Here is a 21,882-nt window from a genome sequence, read left to right on the forward strand (position 1 = left end):
AAAACCTGAGCAGCTAAGGTGGCGTCAAAATTTTGGCGCTGGACAGGGTGAACAACGCTTCTTAATGAAAATGTATACAAAAATTCTTTGAAATGTGTCGATTTTTTATATAGAAATGTAGTCATTGGGTTTTGGGCTGTGACGTGTCTCACCCGCTGTTGAGCTGCTTATTGTTAGCAATGCATAGGGAAAAGACATGGTAATGGCTCTAATTACATTAATAAAATATCGGAGAAACCAATGGGTTACGTGACAACTCATGTTCTAGATACCGCGCAAGGCTGCCCAGGCGAGGGCGTCAAAATTGATCTGTATCGTGTCGTTAACGGCGAACGCAGCTTCCTCAAAACGGTAACCACCAATGATGATGGCCGCTGTGACCATCCCATATTAGATGGCGACGAGCTACAAGAAGGGGAGTACGAGTTGGCGTTTCATGCAGGCGATTACTTCGCCAGTCGGGCTGGCCGAGTTGCGGATAACGAGCCTGCCTTCTTAAACGTGATACCGCTTCGCTTCGGGGTCAATGACGCCACACAGCACTATCACGTGCCATTGCTGCTATCGCCCTATGCCTACTCAACGTATCGCGGCAGCTAAAGAGACTTAATCAATAGTCCCGATAAAAATAGCCCTGATAAAAAACCTAATGCTGCCGACTAACAACAAACAAATGAGGCGAGGAAGCCGACATGCTGTCCTACTTAATTGATTTTTCTAATTTTATGCTTCGCTGGCTACACGTTATTGCCGCGATTGCCTGGATTGGTGAGTCTATCTACTTTGTCATGCTAGATAACGGCTTAAAATCCCCCAAAGATGAAAACTGCCGCAAAAAAGGCGTGTTTGGTGAGATGTGGGCCGTGCACGGTGGCGGCTTCTATCACAATCAGAAATATGCCACCAGCCCGGAAAAGCTGCCTGATGACCTCCACTGGTCTTTCTGGAAGGCTTATACCACTTGGTTATCTGGCTTCGCTTTATTCATCATTTTGTACATGTTTAATCCTGGCTTTTATTTGGTTAATCCCAATAGTAGTTGGGAGTGGGCTGCCAATATGACCGGCTGGCAGGCCAACGTTTTGGCGCTGGCCTTCTTGCTGATGGGGTGGGTGGTCTATAACGAAATGTGTAAGCGCATCAGCCCCAACATGGAGCGCGATGGCCTATTAAGTATTGGTGTTGCGATCATGATGGTGGTCGTCGCGTATCTGAGTACTCACATGTTCTCAGGTCGTGCCGCATTTCTATTGACCGGGGCTGTTATGGCAACGGCGATGTCTGCCAACGTGTTCTTCTGGATCATTCCAGGGCAGCGCCGCATTGTTAAGGCGATGAAAGCTGGCGAAACGCCAAATCCGTTAGACGGCAAACGTGGCAAGCAACGCTCGGTACACAATACGTACTTTACGTTACCCGTTGTCTTATTAATGATCAGTAACCACTACTCCTTTGCATACTCTCACGCCTATGCATGGGTCATCATGGCATTGCTGATTTTTGCGGGTGCATTAATTCGTCAGTATTTCGTGTTGATGCATGCTGGCAAAATACGGCCTGGTTATCCTGCGGCAGGTGTCCTCTTGATTATGGTGGCGTTTTGGATAGGGATGCCAGCTAACCAACAAGCTAATGCTGGTGCAGAGAGTGGGCCAGATATAACTGACGTGCAGGCGGTTATTGAGCAGCGCTGCATTGCGTGCCATGCCCAGTCACCAACACAGCCTGGTTTTTCTGCTCCTCCTGCGGGCTTTGCCTACGATAACCTTGAGCAAATTTTGCATCACAAAGAGAGCATTCAGCAAGTCGTGGCCAGTGGATACATGCCCCTTGGCAACATGACCAATATGACAGATGAAGAGCGCGCCTTGATTGGAGAGTGGTCTGAGTAACTAGCTCGCTCGTTGTGACGTCAGCAGCTAGCACTTTCTAGCACTCTAGAGGTGATAGCTGCTGTATTAGCTGAGTTCCTTAACGCATGCTCAATGTTGCTTTAAATCATTAATGGCAATCGGCCAGTGGTAGATTTGCGCAGGCGTTGGGGGTTTTACGTTATCTCGATAATACAAATAACGAAGTGAGTTAACCCGCCATGAGTGATAAGGAAAAAAAGCATTTAATTCCCGCGCTTGAACGAGGGCTGACGATTTTAATGGAGCTCAATCGTCATCATCGTGAAATGAGTTTTGCTGAGATCGTCAAACGCGTTGGTTATCCCCAGTCGACGTCGTATCGCGCAGTACAGACCTTGGAGCATATGGGGTTTCTACGCCATCACCCGGTCACTGGATTGTATTCGCTGGGTGTTAACGTGCTAAAGCTGGGCTTTGAATATGTGGCCTCATTGGATGTTGTGCAGGTAGGCCATCCTGTTATTGAGTCGCTATGCGAGCAGACCGGCTGCTCAAGTCATATTGCCGTTCGCGATGGAAGGGACGCCGTTTATGTGGCCCGTGTGGGTGCCACTAACGCCACGATTCGTCGCGTTAGTGTAGGAACACGAATTCCACTGCACTGCACGTCATTAGGGCGACTACTGCTGACAGATCTCTCAAAAGAGGAATTTGAATCGCTCTATCCTGACGACCAACTACTTAATAAAGAACTCGGTGCACCGATCCGGCGTGATGTTCTGTGGGACTTAGTTCAGGAAGACCGTCAGCGTGGTTATGTCATTGCCGATTCTTATTATCACTTTGGTATTTCATCGATTGCCTACCCGCTCTACAACCATGATGGGGTAGTGGAGGGCGTCGTTAGTATCATGGTGCCGGTACATGAGTTTGCCGAGGATGAGCGAACCAAGCTGCAAGCGCTGGTGCAAGAGGCCGCGAGAACAATCTCCGACATGCTAGGGCACGATCAAGCCCTTGCGAAACGCGATGGCTAGGTGTTGCAGACGACAATAGCACGCTGCGCGCGGGATTAAATTTACATAATGTTCACCCCTGTATGGACTGGATGCAAAAGCACCGGTCCAGTTGGCATGCCTGTTTTTACCAATACCGAGAGCGTTTCGTTAGTAACACTGGCGCTCCCTTATACGTGTTTATACTCAATATAATCCATATTAAGAATTTGATTTTAAATGACTTTTATTGCTTCTGTTGAATTTAGTGGAAATATTTTCCATTAAATATTGACAGTGCGTCGGATGGCGCATACTTTGAATATTGTCTCGTATACAAAATTAAATACAAAAATGAATACTAAATGTATTCACTCTTCGAGGAGAAGTTGTGATGGCTAAAATGACAGCTGCAGAAGCCGCCATTCACGTCCTGAAAAAAGAAGGTGTTGATGTTGCCTTTGGTGTGCCAGGTGCTGCGATCAACCCTTTCTACGCTGCGATGCGTAAAGTGGGCGGCGTAGATCACGTGTTAGCACGCCACGTGGAAGGCGCTTCACACATGGCGGAAGGGTATACCCGCACAACCGCTGGCAACATTGGTGTGTGTATCGGTACTTCTGGCCCCGCGGGCACGGATATGATTACGGGCCTGTATTCCGCCAGTGCTGATTCAATTCCGATTCTATGTATCACTGGCCAAGCGCCCCGCGCCAAGATGCATAAAGAAGACTTCCAGGCCGTCGACATTCAGGCGATTGCAGGCCCGGTGACCAAATGGTCTGTTACGGTGATGGAACCTGCCCAGGTACCGCGCGCATTCCAGAAAGCCTTCCAGCTTATGCGTTCTAGCCGTCCTGGACCGGTACTGATCGATCTTCCCATCGATGTACAGATGAGCGAAATCGAGTTTGATCCGGACACCTACGAATCACTTCCGGCTTATAAACCCTCAGCATCTCGTGCCCAAATTGAAAAAGCACTGACGCTGCTCAACGAAGCCGATAAGCCGTTGATCGTGGCTGGTGGCGGCATCATCAATGCCGATGCTGCCGAGCAATTAGTTGAATTTGCTGAGCTAACCGGTGTACCGGTGATCCCGACGCTGATGGGCTGGGGAACGATCCCTGATGACCACCCGTTAATGGCAGGTATGGTGGGGCTGCAAACGTCGCATCGATACGGCAATGCGACCATGTTGGCGTCTGACTTTGTCATGGGGATTGGTAATCGTTGGGCTAACCGACACACCGGCAATGTTGAAACGTATACAAAAGATAGAAAGTTTGTTCATGTTGATATCGAGCCTACGCAAATAGGCCGCATTTTTGGACCTGACTACGGCATCGTTTCTGACGCTAAGCTCGCCCTAGACCTGTTTATCGATGTCGCGCGTGAAATGAAGGCCAACGGACAGCTTAAAAACCGTAGTGCCTGGGCGGAAGAGTGTCAGGAGCGTAAGCGCACGCTACTGCGCAAAACGCACTTCGATAATGTGCCGGTGAAACCCCAGCGTGTTTACGAAGAGATGAACAAGGTTTTTGGCAAAAATGCGCGCTATATCAGCACCATCGGTTTGTCGCAGATTGCCGGCGCTCAGTTCCTGCATGTGTACAAGCCTCGTCACTGGATTAACTGTGGCCAAGCTGGGCCACTAGGCTGGACAGTGCCTGCAGCACTGGGTGTTTGCCGTGCCGACCCTGATGCCGAAGTGGTTGCGCTGTCTGGCGATTACGACTTCCAGTTCATGGTGGAAGAGCTAGCGGTAGGGGCGCAGTTTAACTTGCCGTATATCCACGTGCTGGTGAACAACTCTTACCTCGGTTTGATTCGTCAGGCCCAGCGTGGCTTCGACATGGACTACTGTGTCCAGCTCTCGTTCAAGAACATTAACTATACCGACGAAGAAGCGGCGCTCGCGGAGTACGGCGTAGATCACGTGTCGGTTGCTGAAGGCCTTGGCTGTAAAGCGCTGCGTGTCACGACACCCGATGAGATTGCACCTGCGTTAGAGAAAGCGCGTGAGCTAATGCGCCAATACCGTGTGCCGGTCGTGGTGGAAATCATTCTCGAGCGCGTTACCAATATCTCGATGGGCACTGACCTTGATGGGGTTAATGAGTTCGAAGCGTTAGCTGAAAACCTTACCGATGCACCGAGTTCTATTGCCAGCCTGACGTAACGCACCAAGGTGCTTCCAGGCAAGTCGCTGAAGTCGTTATTAAGACGCTAAAACGTTAGGAGAACACTATGGCTAAGTTTGCCGCGAATCTCAGTATGCTGTTCACTGAAGTCGATTTTCTTGATCGCTTTGAGGCCGCCGCAAAGGCGGGTTTTAAAGGGGTTGAGTACCTTTTTCCCTATGACTATGCGGCAGCTGACATCAAGCAGCGCTTGGATGCGAATGGCCTAACCCAAGTGCTGCACAACTTACCTGCGGGAGATTGGGGAGCAGGCGAGCGAGGCATTGCTTGCCATCCCGATCGGGTAGAAGAGTTTCGTGCCGGTGTAGATAAAGCGATCGACTATGCCACTACGCTTGAGTGCAAGCAGGTGAACTGCCTTGCGGGTATTCAGCCTGATGGCGTTAGTGATGCTGAAGCTCACCGTACCTTGGTCGAAAACCTTCGCTACGCTGCCGAAAAACTCAAAGCAGCCGGCATTTTGCTGCTTGCAGAGCCTATCAATACCCGTGACATTCCAGGCTTTTTCCTTAATCGCACCGAGCAGGCGTTGGCACTTTTTGACGAAGTCGGCAGCGATAACTTAAAGCTGCAGTATGACATCTACCACATGCAAATCATGGAGGGTGATCTTGCGCCCACTATTGAAAAGCATTTTGCACGTATCGCTCACGTGCAGTTGGCGGATAACCCAGGGCGCCATGAGCCAGGAACGGGTGAGATCAATTATCCCTTCTTATTTAGCCACCTGCAGCAGCTTGGCTATGACGGCTGGATCGGCTGCGAGTACAAGCCCAAGACCACGACGGTAGAAGGTTTAGGTTGGTTAGATAAGGCGCGTTAACCCTGTATGACTTAAAACAGGCAAGTGAGTAGATAGTCGTTAACTCAGGAAATCTAAATCATTTAGAAACAATAGGTTGGTTTCTAAAAGACGCGAATGGAGAACAATTATGAGTAAGATTGGTTTTATTGGTTTAGGCATTATGGGTCGTCCTATGGCGGGGCACCTGCTCGACGCTGGTCACTCGTTGGTGACTGTTAAACGCGGCACCTTGGATGCTGCGCTTGCCGAGAAAGGCATGAGTGAAGTCGCTTCACCCAAAGCGGTGGCTGAAGCGTCTGACGTCATTATCACCATGGTGCCCGATACGCCCGATGTCGAAAGCGTGTTATTTGGTGAGGAAGGCGTGATTGAAGGCCTGAAGCCCGGCACCCTGGTGATTGATATGAGCTCCATTGCCCCAATGCAGACCCAGGCATTTGCCAAGCGGATTACCGATGCGGGCGGGGAGTTTGTCGATGCGCCGGTTTCTGGTGGTGAGGGTGGTGCAATTAACGCTGCGCTTACCATTATGGTGGGCGCAACAACGGAAGGGTTTGAGCGAGCCAAGCCATACCTGGACGTTGTTGGGAAGACGATTACCCACATCGGCGGCCACGGTGCAGGTCAGACGTGTAAAGTGGCTAACCAGATTGTGGTTGCGCTAACCATTGAAGCAGTGGCAGAAGGGTTGCTGTTTGCCTCTAAAGCAGGTGCTGATGTCGCTAAAGTGCGTGAATCACTGATGGGCGGTTTAGCCCAATCGAAAATCCTCGATGTTCACGGCGAGCGCATGATCAAGCGTACCTTTGAGCCTGGGTTCCGCGTTCGTCTGCACCAGAAAGATCTCAACTTGGCGTTAGAGGGTGCCAGAACGTTAAACCTGTCATTGCCAGGCACTGCCAATGCACAGCAGTTGTTCCAAGCGTGTGTTGCCAACGGGGGCCAGGATTGGGATCACGCAGGTATTGTGCGCGCTTTAGAGAAGCTGGCAGACCATGAGGTTGGCCAATAACGCGCCTTTGTCAGGCAGGCCAGCGTCTGTTGGCCTGCCATTAAGTTCTTTTTACTAAGTTTTAAGTTCTTTTTACTAAGCTTTCCAAGCTCTTTGTTTACGTTCTTTTCTAAGCTCCTTTCTGAGCCTTTTTCCTGATCCCTGCCCGAGGAGTCTTTTGATGAATTCCCTTGTTCGCTTGGCGCCTTTTACCAGTGAAGAGGCAACCCGCCAGTGGCTGAATCAACTGGCCGAAACGGCCATTGCTGCGGTACATCCCGATAGCTTATTAACTGCCCAGTTGCCTGAAAAACCGCCAGGCCGAACTGTCGTCGTGGGCGCGGGTAAGGCCGCCGCCGCCATGGCGCGCGCATTAGAGTTGGCGTGGGAAAAACGCGCTCGTGAGTCAGGCGAAGAGGTCGACTTAACAGGCGTGGTAGTGACCCGTTATCAGCATGGGGCAGCCTGTCGTTATATCGATGTACTGGAAGCCTCTCATCCAATGCCTGATGCGCTGGGTGAGCAAGCCGCTAAGCGCATGCTTGATGAAGTAAAAGGCCTGGGTGAAGACGATCAAGTGATCGCGCTTATCTCCGGCGGCGGCTCCGCGTTAATGACTCTGCCGGCGGACGGCATTTCGTTAGAAGACAAACAGGCTCTGAATAAGGCGCTGCTTCGCTGCGGTGCACCGATCCGTGAAATCAACACCGTAAGGCGCCATTTGTCTGCAATTAAAGGCGGGCGGTTGGCCACCGCTGCGCACCCCGCGCAAGTGGTGACGCTGCTTATTTCGGATGTCCCTGGTGATGTGCCGTCATTAATTGCCTCAGGCCCGACGCTGCCGGATAACACCACGTCGTTAGATGCATTGGCAATTTTAAACCGCCATGAGATTGAGGTGCCTGAGCATGTGAAGCGCCATTTAATGGCCGATCATCGTGCGCCTCAGACCTGGAACCAAGGATTTTCACGGGATAAATCGACTATCCTAGCCCGTGCGCGGGACGCACTGAAAGCCGCCCAGCTCAGCGCCGAAGAGAGTGGCCTAGAGGTAAGAGTGTTAGGCGATGATCTTGAGGGGGAAGCAAGAGATTTAGGTATTGCCCAAGGGCGTATGGCGTGCAAGTTGCAGTCTGAAATTACTCGTCCGCTGCTGGTGCTGTCAGGTGGTGAAACCAGCGTTACCGTGCGTGGTAATGGTCGAGGAGGGCGCAACGTTGAGTACCTGCTGGGGCTTTTTGATACGCTAAAAGGGTGTGATGGCATTTATGCAATTGCTGTTGATACCGATGGCATTGATGGCTCTGAAGATAATGCAGGCGCGTTAATTGGGCCTGAATGCTGGCAGCGGGCTAAGGCATTAAAGCTTTCTGCACAGGATTACCTTGCCCGTAACGATGCGTACAGTTTCTTTGACGCGTTAGATAACCTCGTGGTAACGGGGCCAACCCGAACCAATGTTAACGATTTTCGCGCGATTCTTATTCTACCCAACCCGTCGTAAGGCTGTGGTTGTGCCCGCATATTGACCCGATTACCCGTTAAGGCATTGTTTTGCGTGGTTCTGAGTGGTTGTCTGAGGGGTAAACATGATAAGTTTCGTCGAGGTTCATTAGAGAGTTAGGCCATGACCCTCGGCTGGCACAAGAAAAGTTTTACTAAAACGAAAGAAGGTCGCGTTAGCGATCAAGACATTGTTGAACACATCCGGTCTGCGGTACTGATGCAGCGACTGGCACCGAATACAAAACTGCCTGAAGTCACCATCGGCGATGTATTTGGCGTCAGCCGTTCAGTGGTGCGTAAAGCGTTAACACGGCTTGATGCTGAACATGTTATCGACCAACGGCCGAACCAGGTTGCCCGCGTCAGAGCGCCTTCGATTGACGAAACGCGAGAGACGTTTTCCGCACGTAGGCTAGTGGAAGGTGAGATTGTCTCACTGTTGGCGGGTAAGCTGGATGTGGCGACTTATAAGGCGTTAGAGAAGCAGGTCGCCCTTGAAAAGCAGGCGTTTGAAAACAGTGACGAACCGTCACGCATCGAACACTCCCTCAATATTCATCATCTCCTCGCCCAGTATGCCCCTAATCGTATTTTGGGCGCGATGCTGACCGATCTCGTCTTGAGAACGTCAATTGTCATCGCTCTCTATAAGCGTCCGGGGTTGTCTTCTTGCTACTTGGAAGGAGACCATGCCAACTTGCTTGCACACTTAGCGAGTGGTGATGCGCAGGCGGCTAAGCAGGCGATATACACGCACCTTAATAGCTTAGAGTCTTTGCTGGTACTGTCGTCTCAAGAGCCAGAAAACGACGATTTGATGACTATTCTAGGCGGTAAATCTGTTAGGGCGTGATTCGCTAGAACTAGGTTTTCGTTAGCCCCGGGTTTTCGCTAACCATCGATTTTCGGTAACCCTGGGTTTTCGCGAACAATAGGTTTCAATGCTCCAAACTGATGTCTCAAAAAAGCGGCGCCCATTGGGCGCCGCTTGTGGCTTACTGCGAGACGATTACAGCAGTAATCGGCGAATATCCGTCAGCACATCGGCCAGGAAGGCCGTAAAGCGGGCGGCATCCGCACCGTTAATCGCCCGGTGATCATAGGAGAGCGAGAGCGGCATCATTAAGCGCGGTTGGAAGGCACTGCCATCCCATACCGGTTTCATCTGCGCTTTCGATACTCCCAGAATCGCCACTTCCGGCGCATTAACGATCGGTGTGAACGCGGTTCCACCAATCGAGCCAAGGCTCGAAATAGTGAAGCAACCACCGGTCATCTCATCACGCTTAAGCTTCTTGGTTTGCGCTTTCTTGCCTAGCTCCGCCATCTCCTTGGCAATCTCGATCAAGGATTTCTTATCGGCGTTGCGCACGACCGGCACCATCAGGCCATCAGGCGTATCCACGGCAATCCCGATATGCACGTAGTTTTTCCATACCAGCGTTTCGCCGTCGCCTTTCAGGCTGACGTTGAACTGGGGGAATTTACGCAGGGCAAAGGCACAGGCTTTGACCATAAACGGCAACGGTGTCAGCTTGGCGCCTTGGGCTTCGGCCTCGGCTTTCATGGCCTTACGGAAGCTTTCAAGCTCGGTAATGTCGGCCTCGTCGAACTGCGTCACGTGAGGCACGTTAAGCCAGCTGCGGTGCAGATTGGTCGCGCCCATCTTGAGCAGGCGACCCATCGGCTTCTCTTCTACGTCGCCAAACTGACTGAAGTCGACTTCCGGTATCGCGGGAATGCCAGCACCACCACTCGCCGCAGGGGCAGCCGCTGCTTGCGCTTTACCTTGGTTGGCAATGGCCTGCTTCACGTAAGCCTGCACATCCTCTTTCAGCACCCGGTCTTTCGGGCCACTAGGCTTAACTAGACCGAGGTCGACGCCGAGCTCACGTGCCAGCATGCGTACTGCGGGACCTGCGTGTACTAGCTTACTATCCCGCGGTTGGTAAGCAGCGATTTGTGCTTCCGGACTTGGGGGGCCTTCAGGAGAAGGCGCTTGTTTTACTGGTGCTTCAGCGACAGGTTTTTCAACGACCGGCTCTTCAGCAGCGGCTTGCGCCTGCGATGCATCTTCTTCAGCCGATGCATCACTGTCTTCGCCAGCGATTTCCATCTGGCCGATCACGTCGCCTTCCGAGACGGTATCGCCTTCTTTTACCGTGAGCGCAACGATCTTGCCGCCGTGCGGGCTGGGCACGTCCATGGAGGCTTTGTCAGACTCCAGGGTGATCAGGGTGTCTTCGGCGTTGACCTCATCACCGGCGCTGACCGCGACTTCGATGATCTCAACGCTGTCGGAACCGCCCAGGTCAGGCACTTTAATATCGACCGTTTGCTTGCCGCCGCTGGCTTTCTTCGCTGCCGGTGCGGGGGCGTCTTCCTGCGTTGGTTTGTCTTGTTTCGCTGGCGCGTCGTTGGGCTGGCTGTCAGACGCGGGGGCTGACGTTTCTTCGCCACCGTCTGTACCGCCTTCAACCTCCAGCTCAACGATGTCGTCGCCTTCGGAGACAGTATCGCCTTCTTTGACCAGCACTTTGAGCACCTTGCCGCCTTTCGGGGCCGGGACGTCCATGCTGGCTTTGTCGGATTCCAGGGTGATTAGGGTGTCTTCCGCTTCAATGACGTCGCCTTCTGACACCGCAATCTCGATGATTTCGACATCGGTATCACCACCGATATCGGGAACTTTGATGATTTCGCTACTCAAGGTCGCGCTCCTTCCAAATCGGATCGAGCCGGCGGGCTTCTGCCCGCCGGGCAGCGGTTTAGCTGGTCAGCGGGTTCGGCTTGCTGGCATCAATGCCATACTTCTTCAGCGCCTCACCGACGTGCTTGCGATCAAGCTCACCGCGGTCTGCCAGCGCGCGTAGCGCCGCCACGGTGACGAAGTAGCGGTCTACTTCAAAGAAGTAGCGCAGCTTCTCGCGGGTGTCGGAACGGCCAAAGCCGTCCGTGCCCAGCACGGTGTACTCGCTGGGCACCCAGGCACGCACCTGGTCGGCGTAGAGCTTCATGTAGTCGGTGGAGGCAATCACCGGGCCGTCGCGGCCTTCCAGGCACTTCGTCACGTGGGGCTTGTTGGCCTCGGCATCCGGGTTCAGGAAGCCTTCACGCTCCAGCAGCAGCGCTTCGCGGCGCAGCTCGTTAAAGCTGGTCACGCTCCAGATATCCGCACCAATGCCCCAGTCGTTGGCCAACAGCTCCGCAGCCGCTTCGACTTCGCGCAGGATGGTGCCGGAGCCCATCAGTTGCACGCGGCCTTTGTCGCCCTGCGTTTCGTTGAGCAGGTACATGCCTTTGACGATATCGTCGGTAGGCACGCTCTCAAGCGCGGGGTGCTCGTAGTTTTCGTTCATCACCGTCAGGTAGTAGAAGCAATTCTCTTTATCGGAGAACATGCGCTTCAGACCATCCTGGAGGATGACCGCTACTTCGTGGGCGTAGGTCGGGTCGTAGCTGCGGCAGTTGGGGATGGTGGAGGCTTGAATCAAGCTGTGGCCATCCTGGTGCTGCAGACCTTCACCGTTGAGCGTGGTACGCCCGGCAGTGCCGCCGACCATAAAGCCGCGGGCTTGCAGGTCACCCGCCGCCCAGGCCAAGTCACCAATGCGCTGGAAGCCGAACATCGAGTAGTAAACGTAGAACGGCAGCAGGGTGACGTTGTTGTTGCTGTAGGACGTCGCGGCGGCAATCCACGCGGACATGGCACCGGCTTCACTAATCCCTTCTTCGAGAATCTGGCCTTTCTGATCCTCGCGGTAGAACATGATCTGGCCTTTATCGACCGGCTCATACTTCTGACCTTCCGAGGTGTAGATGCCAAGCTGACGGAACATGCCTTCCATGCCGAAGGTACGCGCTTCATCAGGAATAATCGGGACGACATGTTTGCCGAGCTTCTTATCCTTCACTAGGCCGTTCAGCACGCGCACGAACGCCATGGTGGTCGAGACTTCACGCCCTTTAGAGCCGACCATTTGCGAGGCAAAGGTTTTGTCTTCCAGGCTGGGGATCTCCAGCGCCTCAAAGTCACTGCGGCGGCTCGGCAGGTAGCCGTTTAAGCGTTCCCGCTGCAGGTGCATGTATTTCAGCTCGGGGGAGTCTTCTTCCGGCTTGTAATAGGGCACATCTTTGAGCTGCTCGTCGGTGAGCGGAATACCGAAGCGGTCGCGGAATTTACGCAACGCTTCGTACTCCATGCTCTTGACCTGGTGAGACTCGTTGGCGGCTTCGCCATCGCCGCTGCCCATGCCGTAGCCTTTGACGGTGTGCGCCAAAATGACCGTGGGCTTACCGTTGGTCTGGTTGACCGCTTCGTGGTAGGCCGCGTAGACCTTGAACGGGTCGTGGCCACCGCGGTTGAGCTTCCAGATGTCTTCGTCAGACAGGTCGTTGACCATCGCTTCGGTTTCGGGGTACTTACCGAAGAAGTGCTCACGGGTGTACGAACCGCCGTTGGCCTTGTAGTTCTGGTACTCACCGTCGACCGCTTCATCCATGCGTTTTTGCAGGATGCCTTTCTTGTCCTTCTCGAACAGCGGATCCCAATGACGTCCCCAGACCACCTTGATGACGTTCCAACCGGCACCACGGAACACGCCTTCGAACTCGTCCATGACGCGGGAGTTGCCGCGCACCGGACCGTCCAAGCGCTGCAGGTTGCAGTTGATAACGAAGATCAGGTTATCGAGGTTTTCACGCCCCGCCAGGGAAATGGCGCCCAGTGACTCTGGCTCATCACACTCGCCGTCGCCCATGAAACACCAGATTTTACGGTCGTACATGTCTTTCAGCTCACGGTGATGCAGGTACTTCATCACGTGGGCTTGATAGATGGCCTGAATCGGGCCAAGGCCCATGGACACCGTGGGGAACTGCCAGTAGTCCGGCATCAGCCACGGGTGCGGGTAGGAAGACAGGCCATCGCCGTCGACTTCGCGACGGAATTTGTCCATCTGCTCTTCTGATAAACGGCCTTCCAAGTAGGAACGCGCGTAAATCCCCGGGGCAACGTGGCCCTGGATGTAAATCAGGTCGCCTTCAAAATCGCCTTTGGGGGCACGGAAGAAGTGGTTAAAGCCAACATCGTACAGCGTGGCCGACGACATAAAGCTGGCAATGTGGCCGCCCAGCCCGGGGTTGGCGCGGTTATTACGGATGACCTGGGCAATGGCGTTGTAACGAATCAACGACCGAATGCGGCGCTCCATAAACAGATCGCCGGGCATCGGTGCTTCGCGATGCACAGGGATCGTATTCCGGTGCGGGGTTGTCACCGAGAAGGGTACCTTCATCCCGTCCCGGCGCAGGCGATCCGCCAAGCGGGTCATCAGGTAGCGGGCACGATCTTCGCCCTCACGATCCAGTACTGATTCCAGGGATTCCAGCCACTCCGTGGTTTCGAGCGGATCGAGATCTTCTCTTGTCTCCAGACTCATAGAGGTCTCTCCGAATGACGATAAAAGGTAAGCCTCACAGCCTGAAGGGCCGAGCACCACAGGTCAGGCTGAAAGGAAAATAGAAGCGCTAAGCGCGTGAGAATTACGCTGCCTCGGCCGCACGCATGTGCAGGCGAAAGCGCGCTATCTGGATGATTTGCTCAATAGCGGTTTGACGCTCGGTAGCGGCGTCGTTTTCAAGGCGCTTTTCGAACGCGTAAAGGATGGCGTGTCGATCAAGCCCTTTAACAGCAATCACAAAGGGGAAACCGAACTTATCTTGATAGGCCTGATTCAGGCGTTGAAAGCGTTCAAACTCTTCGGTTGAGCACTGATCTAGCCCCGCACCAGCCTGTTCGCGAGTGGAATCCTGGGTTAGCTCACCCGCGAGAGCTGCTTTCCCGGCAAGGTCTGGGTGAGCGCGGATGACAGCAATTTGCTGATCAATATCAGCACCCTTAAGCACATTGCCCATGCAGTCAGCTAGCACATCCGGGTAATCGTGTTGGTCGGTAAATCCCTGTTTCCAGGCGGTTTCGGCTACCCAGGGTGAATGTTCAAAAACGTCCCCGTAGTGCTCAAGAAAGGCGTCTAAACCAAGGCGGCTGGGGCGAGCTGCTTCTAAAATACGCGACATTGTGTCCTCCGTTTGTATTTGTTTATCTGTTTTATTGTATACAATAAATATTGCTAAATGTACTCTAAGAAGTGCCGTTTCCGCAAAAAAATCGCTATCGCATCCGCGAAAAGCAGGCATAACGGCGTTAGGAAGGTCTTTATAGAAAGGTCTTTATAGAAGGGCCTTGATAGTGGGGCTCTTAGAAAGATGTCTAAAAACAAAATCAAACAACAAAGGGTTTTGCATGTTGAAGAGCAATCGAGCAGTGGCAACGTATCTGGCGATAGGCGCTTCTCTTGGCACTATCTCGGCAGGTGCCCAGGCAGCGACATGGAGCGATACGTTCGTGGGGTATCGCTATGGAACGCAGTTTACTGAGCCGAATAACCCAGAGAACATAGAGAAGCACATTCTCCAGTTCACCCATGTTAGTGGTTACTCACTGGGCCAAAACTTTTTAAATCTGGACGTGCTTCAGTCCAGCAGCCAAGACCCGGCCAGTAACAGTGATTCAGGGGCGACGGAAGCTTATCTGACATACCGTCATCAACTCCATGGGGGCGGCGTATTCAATGAGCCCATCGCTTTCGGGCCCGTCAAAGACATGGCGCTGACGTTTGGGTTTGACCTAAACACCAAAAATACTGGCTTTGCACCACGTAAACGCCAATTAGTGGTGGGGCCAACGTTTAAATTTGATGTGCCGAGAGGCTTTGTGGATCTGAGCCTGTTCTATAGCCGTGAGTGGAACCACTGCGGCTTGCCACCTTGTGGATTGCCAGAAAATCAGAACAGCATTTCGTTTGATCCCTATTACCAAATTAACTTGGCCTGGGGGCTGCCGTTTGAAGCGGCGGCGTTACCGCTAAAATTCCAAGGGTTCTATAACTACAACAGCGAAAAAGGAGACGATTACTTTGGGGAAGCGACCGAGCCTGAGCAGTTAATGCGCACCTCGCTGATGCTAGACGTCGGGCAAATTGCCTGGGGCACGGAAAATTCCTTATGGATGGGCGTCGGTTATGAGTATTGGCGCAACAAATTCGGAAACCACAGCCAACCGGGTGTCGATACCGATGCCATGACCTTTAATCTGGAATGGCACTTCTAAAACCAACCACTGCTACTGGCTTAACCGATACCCCTTGGCTCGAAAGTGCCAAGGGGTATTTTTTAGGTGAGCAGGTACGCGCTGTGTTCAATCAATAGGCACTATCAAACTGTAAAAGCGGATCAGCTTTTGCGGCAAATATCGCATTGATTTCTGATTTTATTGAATCACCACATATCAATCATGCGGTACGTCGACTATCGCTCTCCATGGTATTCTGACGTTATTACGATTAACAGGGACGCGTTATGGCGACTCATCACCATGATACGGGCTATAAAGAGCTATTTAGCCACCCCGAGTTCGTTGAGCAACTGATCGAAGGCTTTGCCCCGCCTGAAATTGCCGGGTTAATGAACTTCACGACGCTCAAGAAGCACAGTGGTCATTACATCTCACCGCTGTTCGAAGAGAAGATCGAAGACGTGGTGTGGTCGGTGGAAGTCACCTGGAAGGGCATGACGCAGGAGGTATTTTTGTACATCCTCCTAGAGTTCCAGTCAGCGGTTGATCGCAGCATGCCGATTCGGCTGATGCACTACGTCGCCTGCTTTTACAGTGAACTACTCAAACAGAAGGTCATTACGCCCAGCCAGGGCCTTCCACCGGTATTTCCGGTGGTGCTGTACAATGGCTCCAAGCCCTGGACAGCTCCGTTGGATATTTACGAGATGGTACAGCCGGAACCGCCGAGTTTTCTGCAGGTCTATCAACCGCGCCTGCGCTATTTTCTGGTCGATGAAGGGCGCTATACTAACGAAGAATTAGGCTTACGCCAGACACCGCTTAGCGGTGTATTCGGTGTGGAAAACGCCGGAGAAAGCTGGGAAGCGTTACAGAACGCTGTGGACCGGGTCGTCGCCATCATTCAGGCTGACCCCAATAAGGAACGCATCGACCGGATTATCACCCGCTGGCTCAAGCGGCATTTGTACCGGCTGGGCGCCGAGGTCAACCTGGATCGGCTCGACAGTCTGATGGAGGACAAAGATATGTTGGCAGAGAACTTAGAGAACTTGGTCAAGAAAGAACGCCTGGAAGGGCGGCAAGAAGGGCGTTTAGCTGAAGCACGTGAAACTATGCGCACATTGCTCACCTTAAAGTTTGGTGACGTGCCTGACTGGGTAGAAGCACAGCTTGTGAAAGCTGATCACGACCAACTGAAAGGCTGGATGCGCGATGTACTGTTCGCCAATCGCCTGGATGATATGTTCAAGCGCTAGCATTCTTACAGCCTGTAAGCCATCGACCGGGTAGTAGGCCTGTGCGTCGAACTGAAAAACGAGGCGATGTTGCTGACGTAACCGGTACCCCTTGGTTCGAAAGTGCCAAGGGGTATTTTTTTATGCCTCAGATGCTGTTATGTCGAATCCGAGCTTGCATGGCCTGGACATTGGTTTTGTGCTGTTAACATCTTCTCAACTAAAACCATTGCTTGGGGTACGGTTGCCCTGAAACAAACCGGTGATAGACGTATCCGAATCCCACAATTAAAAGGGCTCCAGACGCTACGGGAGTGATCAAAAAATGCCAGTGTTCTCCCGCTAGCATAATCAGTAGGGGATTAGCACCTGCAGGCGGGTGGATGGTGTGGGTAAGCATCATAGCGACTATCGATAAACCGACTGCCAAGCCCAGCGTCCATTCGTGCACGCCAAAAAAATGAGCCACCATCAGTCCTAATGCCGCCGTTATTAAGTGACCCGCAATCACGTTGCGTGGTTGGGCTAATGGGCTGGCGGGTAATCCAAACAGTATCACCATGGTGGCGCCAAAGGGGGCCATTAGCCATAACGCGTCACTGTGTGAACTTAGAAAGCTGAGTGCTGTGATGCATCCAGTCGCTCCAATGCCAGCGAGCAGGGCTGCTTTCTGTTGAGCAGGTAAATACAGGGAAATTCTCATAAATGCATCCTTGGGCGAAAGAGTTGAGACAAGGGAGACCGATCTGTCTCCTTTTTTGACTATGGTAGACAGATCGGTCTCTGCGCGTCAATATTATGCTGCTCGTAAAATGAAGGTGAGGTTGTGCTGTGGACAGAAGAGAGCAGTTAGTTTCGGTCGCCTTTGGGTTGTTTTACCGCCATGGGGTGCATGCCATTGGTATCAACCGGATCATCGCTGAATCAGGCGTGGCAAAAAAAACGCTATACCATCATTTTTCCAGCAAAGAAGCCCTGATCGCTGCAACGGTTGACTATCGTGATCGACAATTTTTTTCCTGGATTGAAGGGCGCACCCAGGGCGCACCTGATGGACAAAGCGCAATTTTTGCTTTGTTCGATGCGTTGGATGATTGGTTTAATGAGAGAGAAACGCTAATTTATCCTTTCCATGGCTGTTATTTCATCAATGTCAGTGCTGAATTCAGTGACTTAAATCATCCCGTACATCAACAGTGCGCTAGCCATAAAAGAGCCATGCTTGGCTTAATAAACCGGTATACGTCACAAATATTCGTTGATGAAAAGACGGTGACTACGTTGTCGGAAGCGATAGCTACTTTAAAAGAAGGGGCGACTGTTCAGGCTCAGGTGATGGGGGATTTAACAGCTGCCGTAAAAGCCAAAGCAATTGCTAAAGAGTTGTTGAGGGCAAGGTTAGAGCCTTAGTGTTTTGGTTTTTTCAAGGCCGTGAGTAAGTAACTTACTCGTAAACGCTCTCTTGCAGCTCATGTGATAGTAGCTTTGCCTTGGGTTTTAAACGCTCTATTTCTAGGAGGTCTTGTGGCACTTCGCGCAATTTTGCTAGATCACGATGGGACGATCGTCAGTTCTGAACATATCCATTTTCAAATGTGGGTACATATTCTGAGCCAATATGGCGTTGAATTGTCCGAGCTGCAGTACAGAACCCACTATGCAGGCCTGCCAACGCGCGCCAATGCCCTGGATATGGTGCAGAGGTTTGGGATTGATGCGTCCCCTGATCAACTTATAGAAGCGAAGAACGCCGCGACGCAGGACTACCTTGCTAGCCAGGCATTCCCGTTAATGCCTGGCGTACGAGAGGCGATTGCTTACTTCCACAGTGCGGGTTTGAAGCTGGCAGTGGTGACAGGCGCTAGTGCAAATGGTGTTCAAAAAACACTGCAGGCCAATGGGTTTGAAGAGAAGTTCTCTACGATTGTTTCTAACGATGATGTCCGAAACAGCAAGCCCGCACCTGAATGCTATCTTCTGGCTCTGCAACGACTTGGCGTTGCTGCGGATGAGTGTCTTGCCATTGAAGATACACAACATGGTCTTGAAGCTGCCTTTCGAGCTGGCATAAGCTGCTTGGCACTACCCACGGAAATGTCTCAACAGCAAAACTTTCATTCAGCGACAGCGATTCTTAGTGGCATGGCTGAAGCCGTTGAGTATATACGCCATGGCTATGGCGTAGAGAGCAACTCTGCGCCTGTTTAAATCGAACGCCTAAGGGTAAAGGGGGCTTTAGGCTTTCTAACCAGAGCTGGCTAGCTATTCGTTAAAGCGCTGTTTGTCAGGAGAGCATAAGTGCATTTTCAAGCCATTCCGATTATACGAATTTTTGATGAATCTAAAGCCAAGGCGTTCTATCTTGAGTTTTTGGGGATGTCGCTTGATTGGGAGCATCGCTTCGAAGCAGACTTTCCTGTCTATATGCAGGTATCCCGAGGTGATCTGGTTTTTCATCTCAGTGAACATTCTGGGGATTGCTCCCCCGGCGCTAAAACGTTTGTGAATACTGATGATCTTGAAGGCTTGTACCGCGAGATCCTATCCCGTGGTTACAAGTATAGCCGCCCGGAAATAACCACAGCTCCGTGGGGCGATAGGGTGTTTGAAGTGGTCGATCCGTTTTCCAACAGAATATTGTTCAATGAGCCTACAGCAGCCTAACATTGGTTGGCATCACGATAGCGGCTGTCATGGGGGCTAACGGTAAAGGAGTTTGCGATGAAAGGCACATGTCTTTGCGGTTCCATCGAAGTGACTGCGCCTAACCACGAGCAGGTCAGTGTTTGTCATTGCTCACTATGTCGGCGCTGGTCGGGTGGGCCTATGTTCGCCGTGCATTGCGGTGGTCCGGTAGAGTTCTCTGGTGCTGAGCCTACCGCGTACCGCTCATCTGATTGGGCGGAGCGGGGTTTCTGTGCAACCTGCGGGACGCATCTGTTCTATCACCTGCTACCCAGCAATGAGTATATTCTCCCAGCAGGCCTGTTCCAGGATCAGACGTTCCAACTCACCAGCGAAATATTTATTGATGAGAAGCCCGATTATTACGAGTTTAACAACCAAACAGAGAAAATGACCGGACAGCAGGTCTTCGAGCAATTTGCGCCGGATTAATTTAGGCGGCTCGGGGCTTCTGATTGCCTTCAACCGGTGTCGATACTGGCATCAAAGATCAAACCAAAAACGCCTTGGCTGAAAAGCCAAGGCGTTTGTTTATCTAACGTTTACCCAACTCTTCGCTTAACGCTTCTTCCTTGTCTGCTTTTTATCAGTACTGGCTGGCGCGCTTTGCTTTGCGCTGCTGTCGCCAGGAAAATGAGCGCGTACCAGCTCCAGTAGACCTTGTGTTGAGGTGTCGAAGTCGGCGGCGTTGGTATCGATGCGCTCGCTGATTTCACCGGCAATGCGTTTGCCAAGCTGCACGCCCCATTGATCAAATGAGTTGATGTTCCAGATAACGCCTTGCACAAACACCTTGTGTTCGTAGAGGGCAATCAGCGCGCCTAGGTTTTTTGGCGTTAGCTCATCAAGCAAAAGGGTGCTGGAAGGCCGGTTGCCGGGGCAGCTGTAGGGGTCATGCTGGCTAAGCTCTTTGCTGTCCCCTTGGCTGCCTTCCATAAAGGCATTGGCCTGGGCGAGCATATTAGTCAGCAAGGCGAAGTGATGGTCTTCCACGCCGGGCTCGGGTTTCAGCGAGGCAATAAAATCAATCGGCACGTAGCGGGTGCCCTGGTGCAGTAGTTGGAAGAAAGCGTGCTGACCGTTAGAGCCTGTTTGCCCCCAGACAATCGGGCCGGTTTTATAGTTAACCGGATGGCCGAAAATATCGACTGACTTGCCGTTAGACTCCATATCCAACTGCTGCAGGAACGAAGGCAGTTGGTTCAAGGCTTGATCGTAGGGCACGATGGCCTGGGTTTCGGCGCCAATAAAGTTGATGTACCAGATACCAATCAGCGCCATCAGTACTGGCATATTCTGCGCGAAGGGCGCTTCGATAAAGTGGCGGTCCATCTCATGAGCGCCTTCCAGCAGCTCGATAAAGCCTTCAAAACCAACCGAAAGCGCAATCGGCAGCCCGATAGATGACCACATGGAGTAGCGGCCGCCCACCCAGGCCCAAAACTCGAACACGTTCTCCTCACGAATGCCGAACTCCATTGCCGCTTTGCGGTTAGTAGAAGCGGCAATAAAGTGGGCGCCTACGTCGGCATCTTCACCGGCATTTTCCACGAACCAGCGCCGTGCGGTTTTGGCGTTAAGCAGGGTTTCCTGGGTAGAGAAGGTTTTGGTGGAAACGATAAACAGCGTGGTCGCCGGATCTAGTCGTGAAAGCACCTTCTGAATATGGGTGCCATCGACGTTGGAGACGAAGTGGAAGTGCAGTTCCGGGTGGCGGTATTTGAGTAGCGCGCGTACGGCCATGTTGGGACCAAGGTCTGAGCCACCAATGCCAATATTGACCACGTCTTTGATGCGTTGACCGTTATAGCCTTTCCACTCACCGCTTCTAACCGCTTCTGAGAACTGCTTGATTTGTTCCCGGGTGCGATTGATTTCCGGCATCACGTCGTTGCCGTCTACATGCACCGGTTCATCGCTTAAATTGCGCAGTGCGGTGTGGAGTACCGGGCGATTTTCGGTGACATTGATAATATCGCCAGAGAACATCTGCGCTCGGCGCTGAACCAGGGCAGAGTGGTCGGCCAACTCAAGCAGTTTGGTGAGTACCTCATCAGAGACGTGATGTTTGGAGTAATCCAGGAACAGGCCACCCACCCGTAGGCTCATTTTTTCAAAGCGCTGCGGGTCATTGGTGAAGTAATCACGAATGCGGTCGTTGGCGGTTTTGTCGCGCAGGCGTTCAAGTGCCTGCCAAGTAACGCTGCGGGTGAGTTGAAACATAGAAGGCGGTCCTGTTGTTTTAGATCATTATTAAGTGACGAGCGCTATGTTGCTGGCTCGTGCCTTGTACTATTTATGGCTCTATTTAGGTAAAAATACTACATAAAACCCCAATTTAAGCAACTATTAAGCGATTGATGGTTAAAAAATTAGTAATAAACCGTTGTTGGTGTGGGGCTGAGGAGGGAGATGCGTAGCAAAAGAGGCGCTGAGCAGGTGGCCGCCTGCTCAGCACTGACGTTCAAGC

Annotated in this window: 19 protein-coding genes; 14 read left to right on the top strand and 5 right to left on the bottom strand. The window is 52.3% G+C overall.

The window, feature by feature from the left end:
- The first annotated feature begins 240 nt into the window (after window positions 1–240).
- The 8 genes from uraH to NF683_RS14355 all read left to right on the top strand — a co-directional run bounded on the left by uraH (window position 241) and on the right by NF683_RS14355 (window position 9,207).
- A complete protein-coding gene (uraH, locus tag NF683_RS14320; protein WP_089037684.1) occupies window positions 241–600 on the top strand; it encodes a hydroxyisourate hydrolase in 360 nt (119 codons plus the stop codon).
- A 92-nt stretch (window positions 601–692) separates the two neighbouring features.
- Window positions 693–1,892, top strand: a complete 1,200-nt coding sequence (locus NF683_RS14325) for a urate hydroxylase PuuD (RefSeq protein WP_089037685.1) — start codon at window positions 693–695, stop codon at window positions 1,890–1,892.
- 200 nt (window positions 1,893–2,092) lie between these two features.
- The gene (locus tag NF683_RS14330) at window positions 2,093–2,890 is read left to right on the top strand and encodes an IclR family transcriptional regulator (protein ID WP_009724987.1); all 798 of its coding nucleotides are present in this window, start codon (window positions 2,093–2,095) and stop codon (window positions 2,888–2,890) included.
- A 352-nt stretch (window positions 2,891–3,242) separates the two neighbouring features.
- A complete protein-coding gene (gene gcl, locus NF683_RS14335) occupies window positions 3,243–5,030 on the top strand; it encodes a glyoxylate carboligase (protein WP_089037686.1) in 1,788 nt (595 codons plus the stop codon).
- Window positions 5,031–5,098: 68 nt separating this feature from the next.
- A complete protein-coding gene (gene hyi / locus NF683_RS14340) occupies window positions 5,099–5,875 on the top strand; it encodes a hydroxypyruvate isomerase (RefSeq protein WP_089037687.1) in 777 nt (258 codons plus the stop codon).
- Between the two features lie 109 nt (window positions 5,876–5,984).
- A complete protein-coding gene (locus NF683_RS14345; protein ID WP_193068404.1) occupies window positions 5,985–6,869 on the top strand; it encodes a 2-hydroxy-3-oxopropionate reductase in 885 nt (294 codons plus the stop codon).
- Between the two features lie 160 nt (window positions 6,870–7,029).
- Window positions 7,030–8,352: a glycerate kinase type-2 family protein gene (locus tag NF683_RS14350; RefSeq protein ID WP_253920273.1), complete on the top strand. Its 1,323-nt coding sequence runs from the start codon at window positions 7,030–7,032 to the stop codon at window positions 8,350–8,352.
- Window positions 8,353–8,475: 123 nt separating this feature from the next.
- On the top strand, window positions 8,476–9,207 hold the full coding sequence (locus NF683_RS14355) for a GntR family transcriptional regulator (RefSeq protein WP_089037690.1): 732 nt from the start codon (window positions 8,476–8,478) through the stop codon (window positions 9,205–9,207).
- A 156-nt stretch (window positions 9,208–9,363) separates the two neighbouring features.
- Here the strand turns inward: NF683_RS14355 and aceF are convergent, their stop codons facing one another.
- The 3 genes from aceF to uraD form a co-directional block, all read right to left on the bottom strand.
- Complete coding sequence (gene aceF, locus NF683_RS14360) at window positions 9,364–11,064, bottom strand: dihydrolipoyllysine-residue acetyltransferase (protein ID WP_253920274.1); 1,701 nt, start codon at window positions 11,062–11,064, stop codon at window positions 9,364–9,366.
- A 58-nt stretch (window positions 11,065–11,122) separates the two neighbouring features.
- Window positions 11,123–13,795: a pyruvate dehydrogenase (acetyl-transferring), homodimeric type gene (gene aceE, locus NF683_RS14365; protein WP_193061858.1), complete on the bottom strand. Its 2,673-nt coding sequence runs from the start codon at window positions 13,793–13,795 to the stop codon at window positions 11,123–11,125.
- Between the two features lie 103 nt (window positions 13,796–13,898).
- Window positions 13,899–14,432 (bottom strand): 2-oxo-4-hydroxy-4-carboxy-5-ureidoimidazoline decarboxylase, encoded by a 534-nt coding sequence (gene uraD / locus NF683_RS14370; protein ID WP_253920275.1) that lies wholly within the window; start codon window positions 14,430–14,432, stop codon window positions 13,899–13,901.
- Window positions 14,433–14,658: 226 nt separating this feature from the next.
- On the opposite strand from uraD, the gene NF683_RS14375 reads away from it, so the two are divergent.
- Window positions 14,659–15,525 (top strand): hypothetical protein, encoded by an 867-nt coding sequence (locus NF683_RS14375; RefSeq protein ID WP_253920276.1) that lies wholly within the window; start codon window positions 14,659–14,661, stop codon window positions 15,523–15,525.
- 248 nt (window positions 15,526–15,773) lie between these two features.
- Window positions 15,774–16,748: an Rpn family recombination-promoting nuclease/putative transposase gene (locus NF683_RS14380; protein WP_089037934.1), complete on the top strand. Its 975-nt coding sequence runs from the start codon at window positions 15,774–15,776 to the stop codon at window positions 16,746–16,748.
- A 199-nt stretch (window positions 16,749–16,947) separates the two neighbouring features.
- On the opposite strand, the gene NF683_RS14385 is transcribed toward NF683_RS14380, so the two are convergent.
- Window positions 16,948–17,430 (bottom strand): HPP family protein, encoded by a 483-nt coding sequence (locus tag NF683_RS14385; protein ID WP_038483211.1) that lies wholly within the window; start codon window positions 17,428–17,430, stop codon window positions 16,948–16,950.
- A gap of 128 nt (window positions 17,431–17,558) precedes the next feature.
- Between NF683_RS14385 and NF683_RS14390 the strand changes: the two genes are divergently transcribed.
- The 4 genes from NF683_RS14390 to NF683_RS14405 all read left to right on the top strand — a co-directional run bounded on the left by NF683_RS14390 (window position 17,559) and on the right by NF683_RS14405 (window position 19,844).
- Complete coding sequence (locus tag NF683_RS14390) at window positions 17,559–18,137, top strand: TetR/AcrR family transcriptional regulator (protein WP_253920277.1); 579 nt, start codon at window positions 17,559–17,561, stop codon at window positions 18,135–18,137.
- Window positions 18,138–18,251: 114 nt separating this feature from the next.
- The gene (locus NF683_RS14395; RefSeq protein ID WP_253920278.1) at window positions 18,252–18,935 is read left to right on the top strand and encodes an HAD family hydrolase; all 684 of its coding nucleotides are present in this window, start codon (window positions 18,252–18,254) and stop codon (window positions 18,933–18,935) included.
- Between the two features lie 90 nt (window positions 18,936–19,025).
- A complete protein-coding gene (locus tag NF683_RS14400; RefSeq protein ID WP_089037937.1) occupies window positions 19,026–19,391 on the top strand; it encodes a glyoxalase superfamily protein in 366 nt (121 codons plus the stop codon).
- Window positions 19,392–19,448: 57 nt separating this feature from the next.
- The gene (locus tag NF683_RS14405; protein WP_089037938.1) at window positions 19,449–19,844 is read left to right on the top strand and encodes a GFA family protein; all 396 of its coding nucleotides are present in this window, start codon (window positions 19,449–19,451) and stop codon (window positions 19,842–19,844) included.
- A 126-nt stretch (window positions 19,845–19,970) separates the two neighbouring features.
- Here NF683_RS14405 and pgi read toward each other — a convergent pair whose 3' ends face one another.
- The gene (gene pgi / locus NF683_RS14410; RefSeq protein WP_253920279.1) at window positions 19,971–21,635 is read right to left on the bottom strand and encodes a glucose-6-phosphate isomerase; all 1,665 of its coding nucleotides are present in this window, start codon (window positions 21,633–21,635) and stop codon (window positions 19,971–19,973) included.
- Between the last annotated feature and the right edge of the window lie 247 nt (window positions 21,636–21,882).

The sequence above is a fragment of the Halomonas sp. MS1 genome, assembly GCF_024182575.1.
GTDB lineage: Bacteria > Pseudomonadota > Gammaproteobacteria > Pseudomonadales > Halomonadaceae > Vreelandella.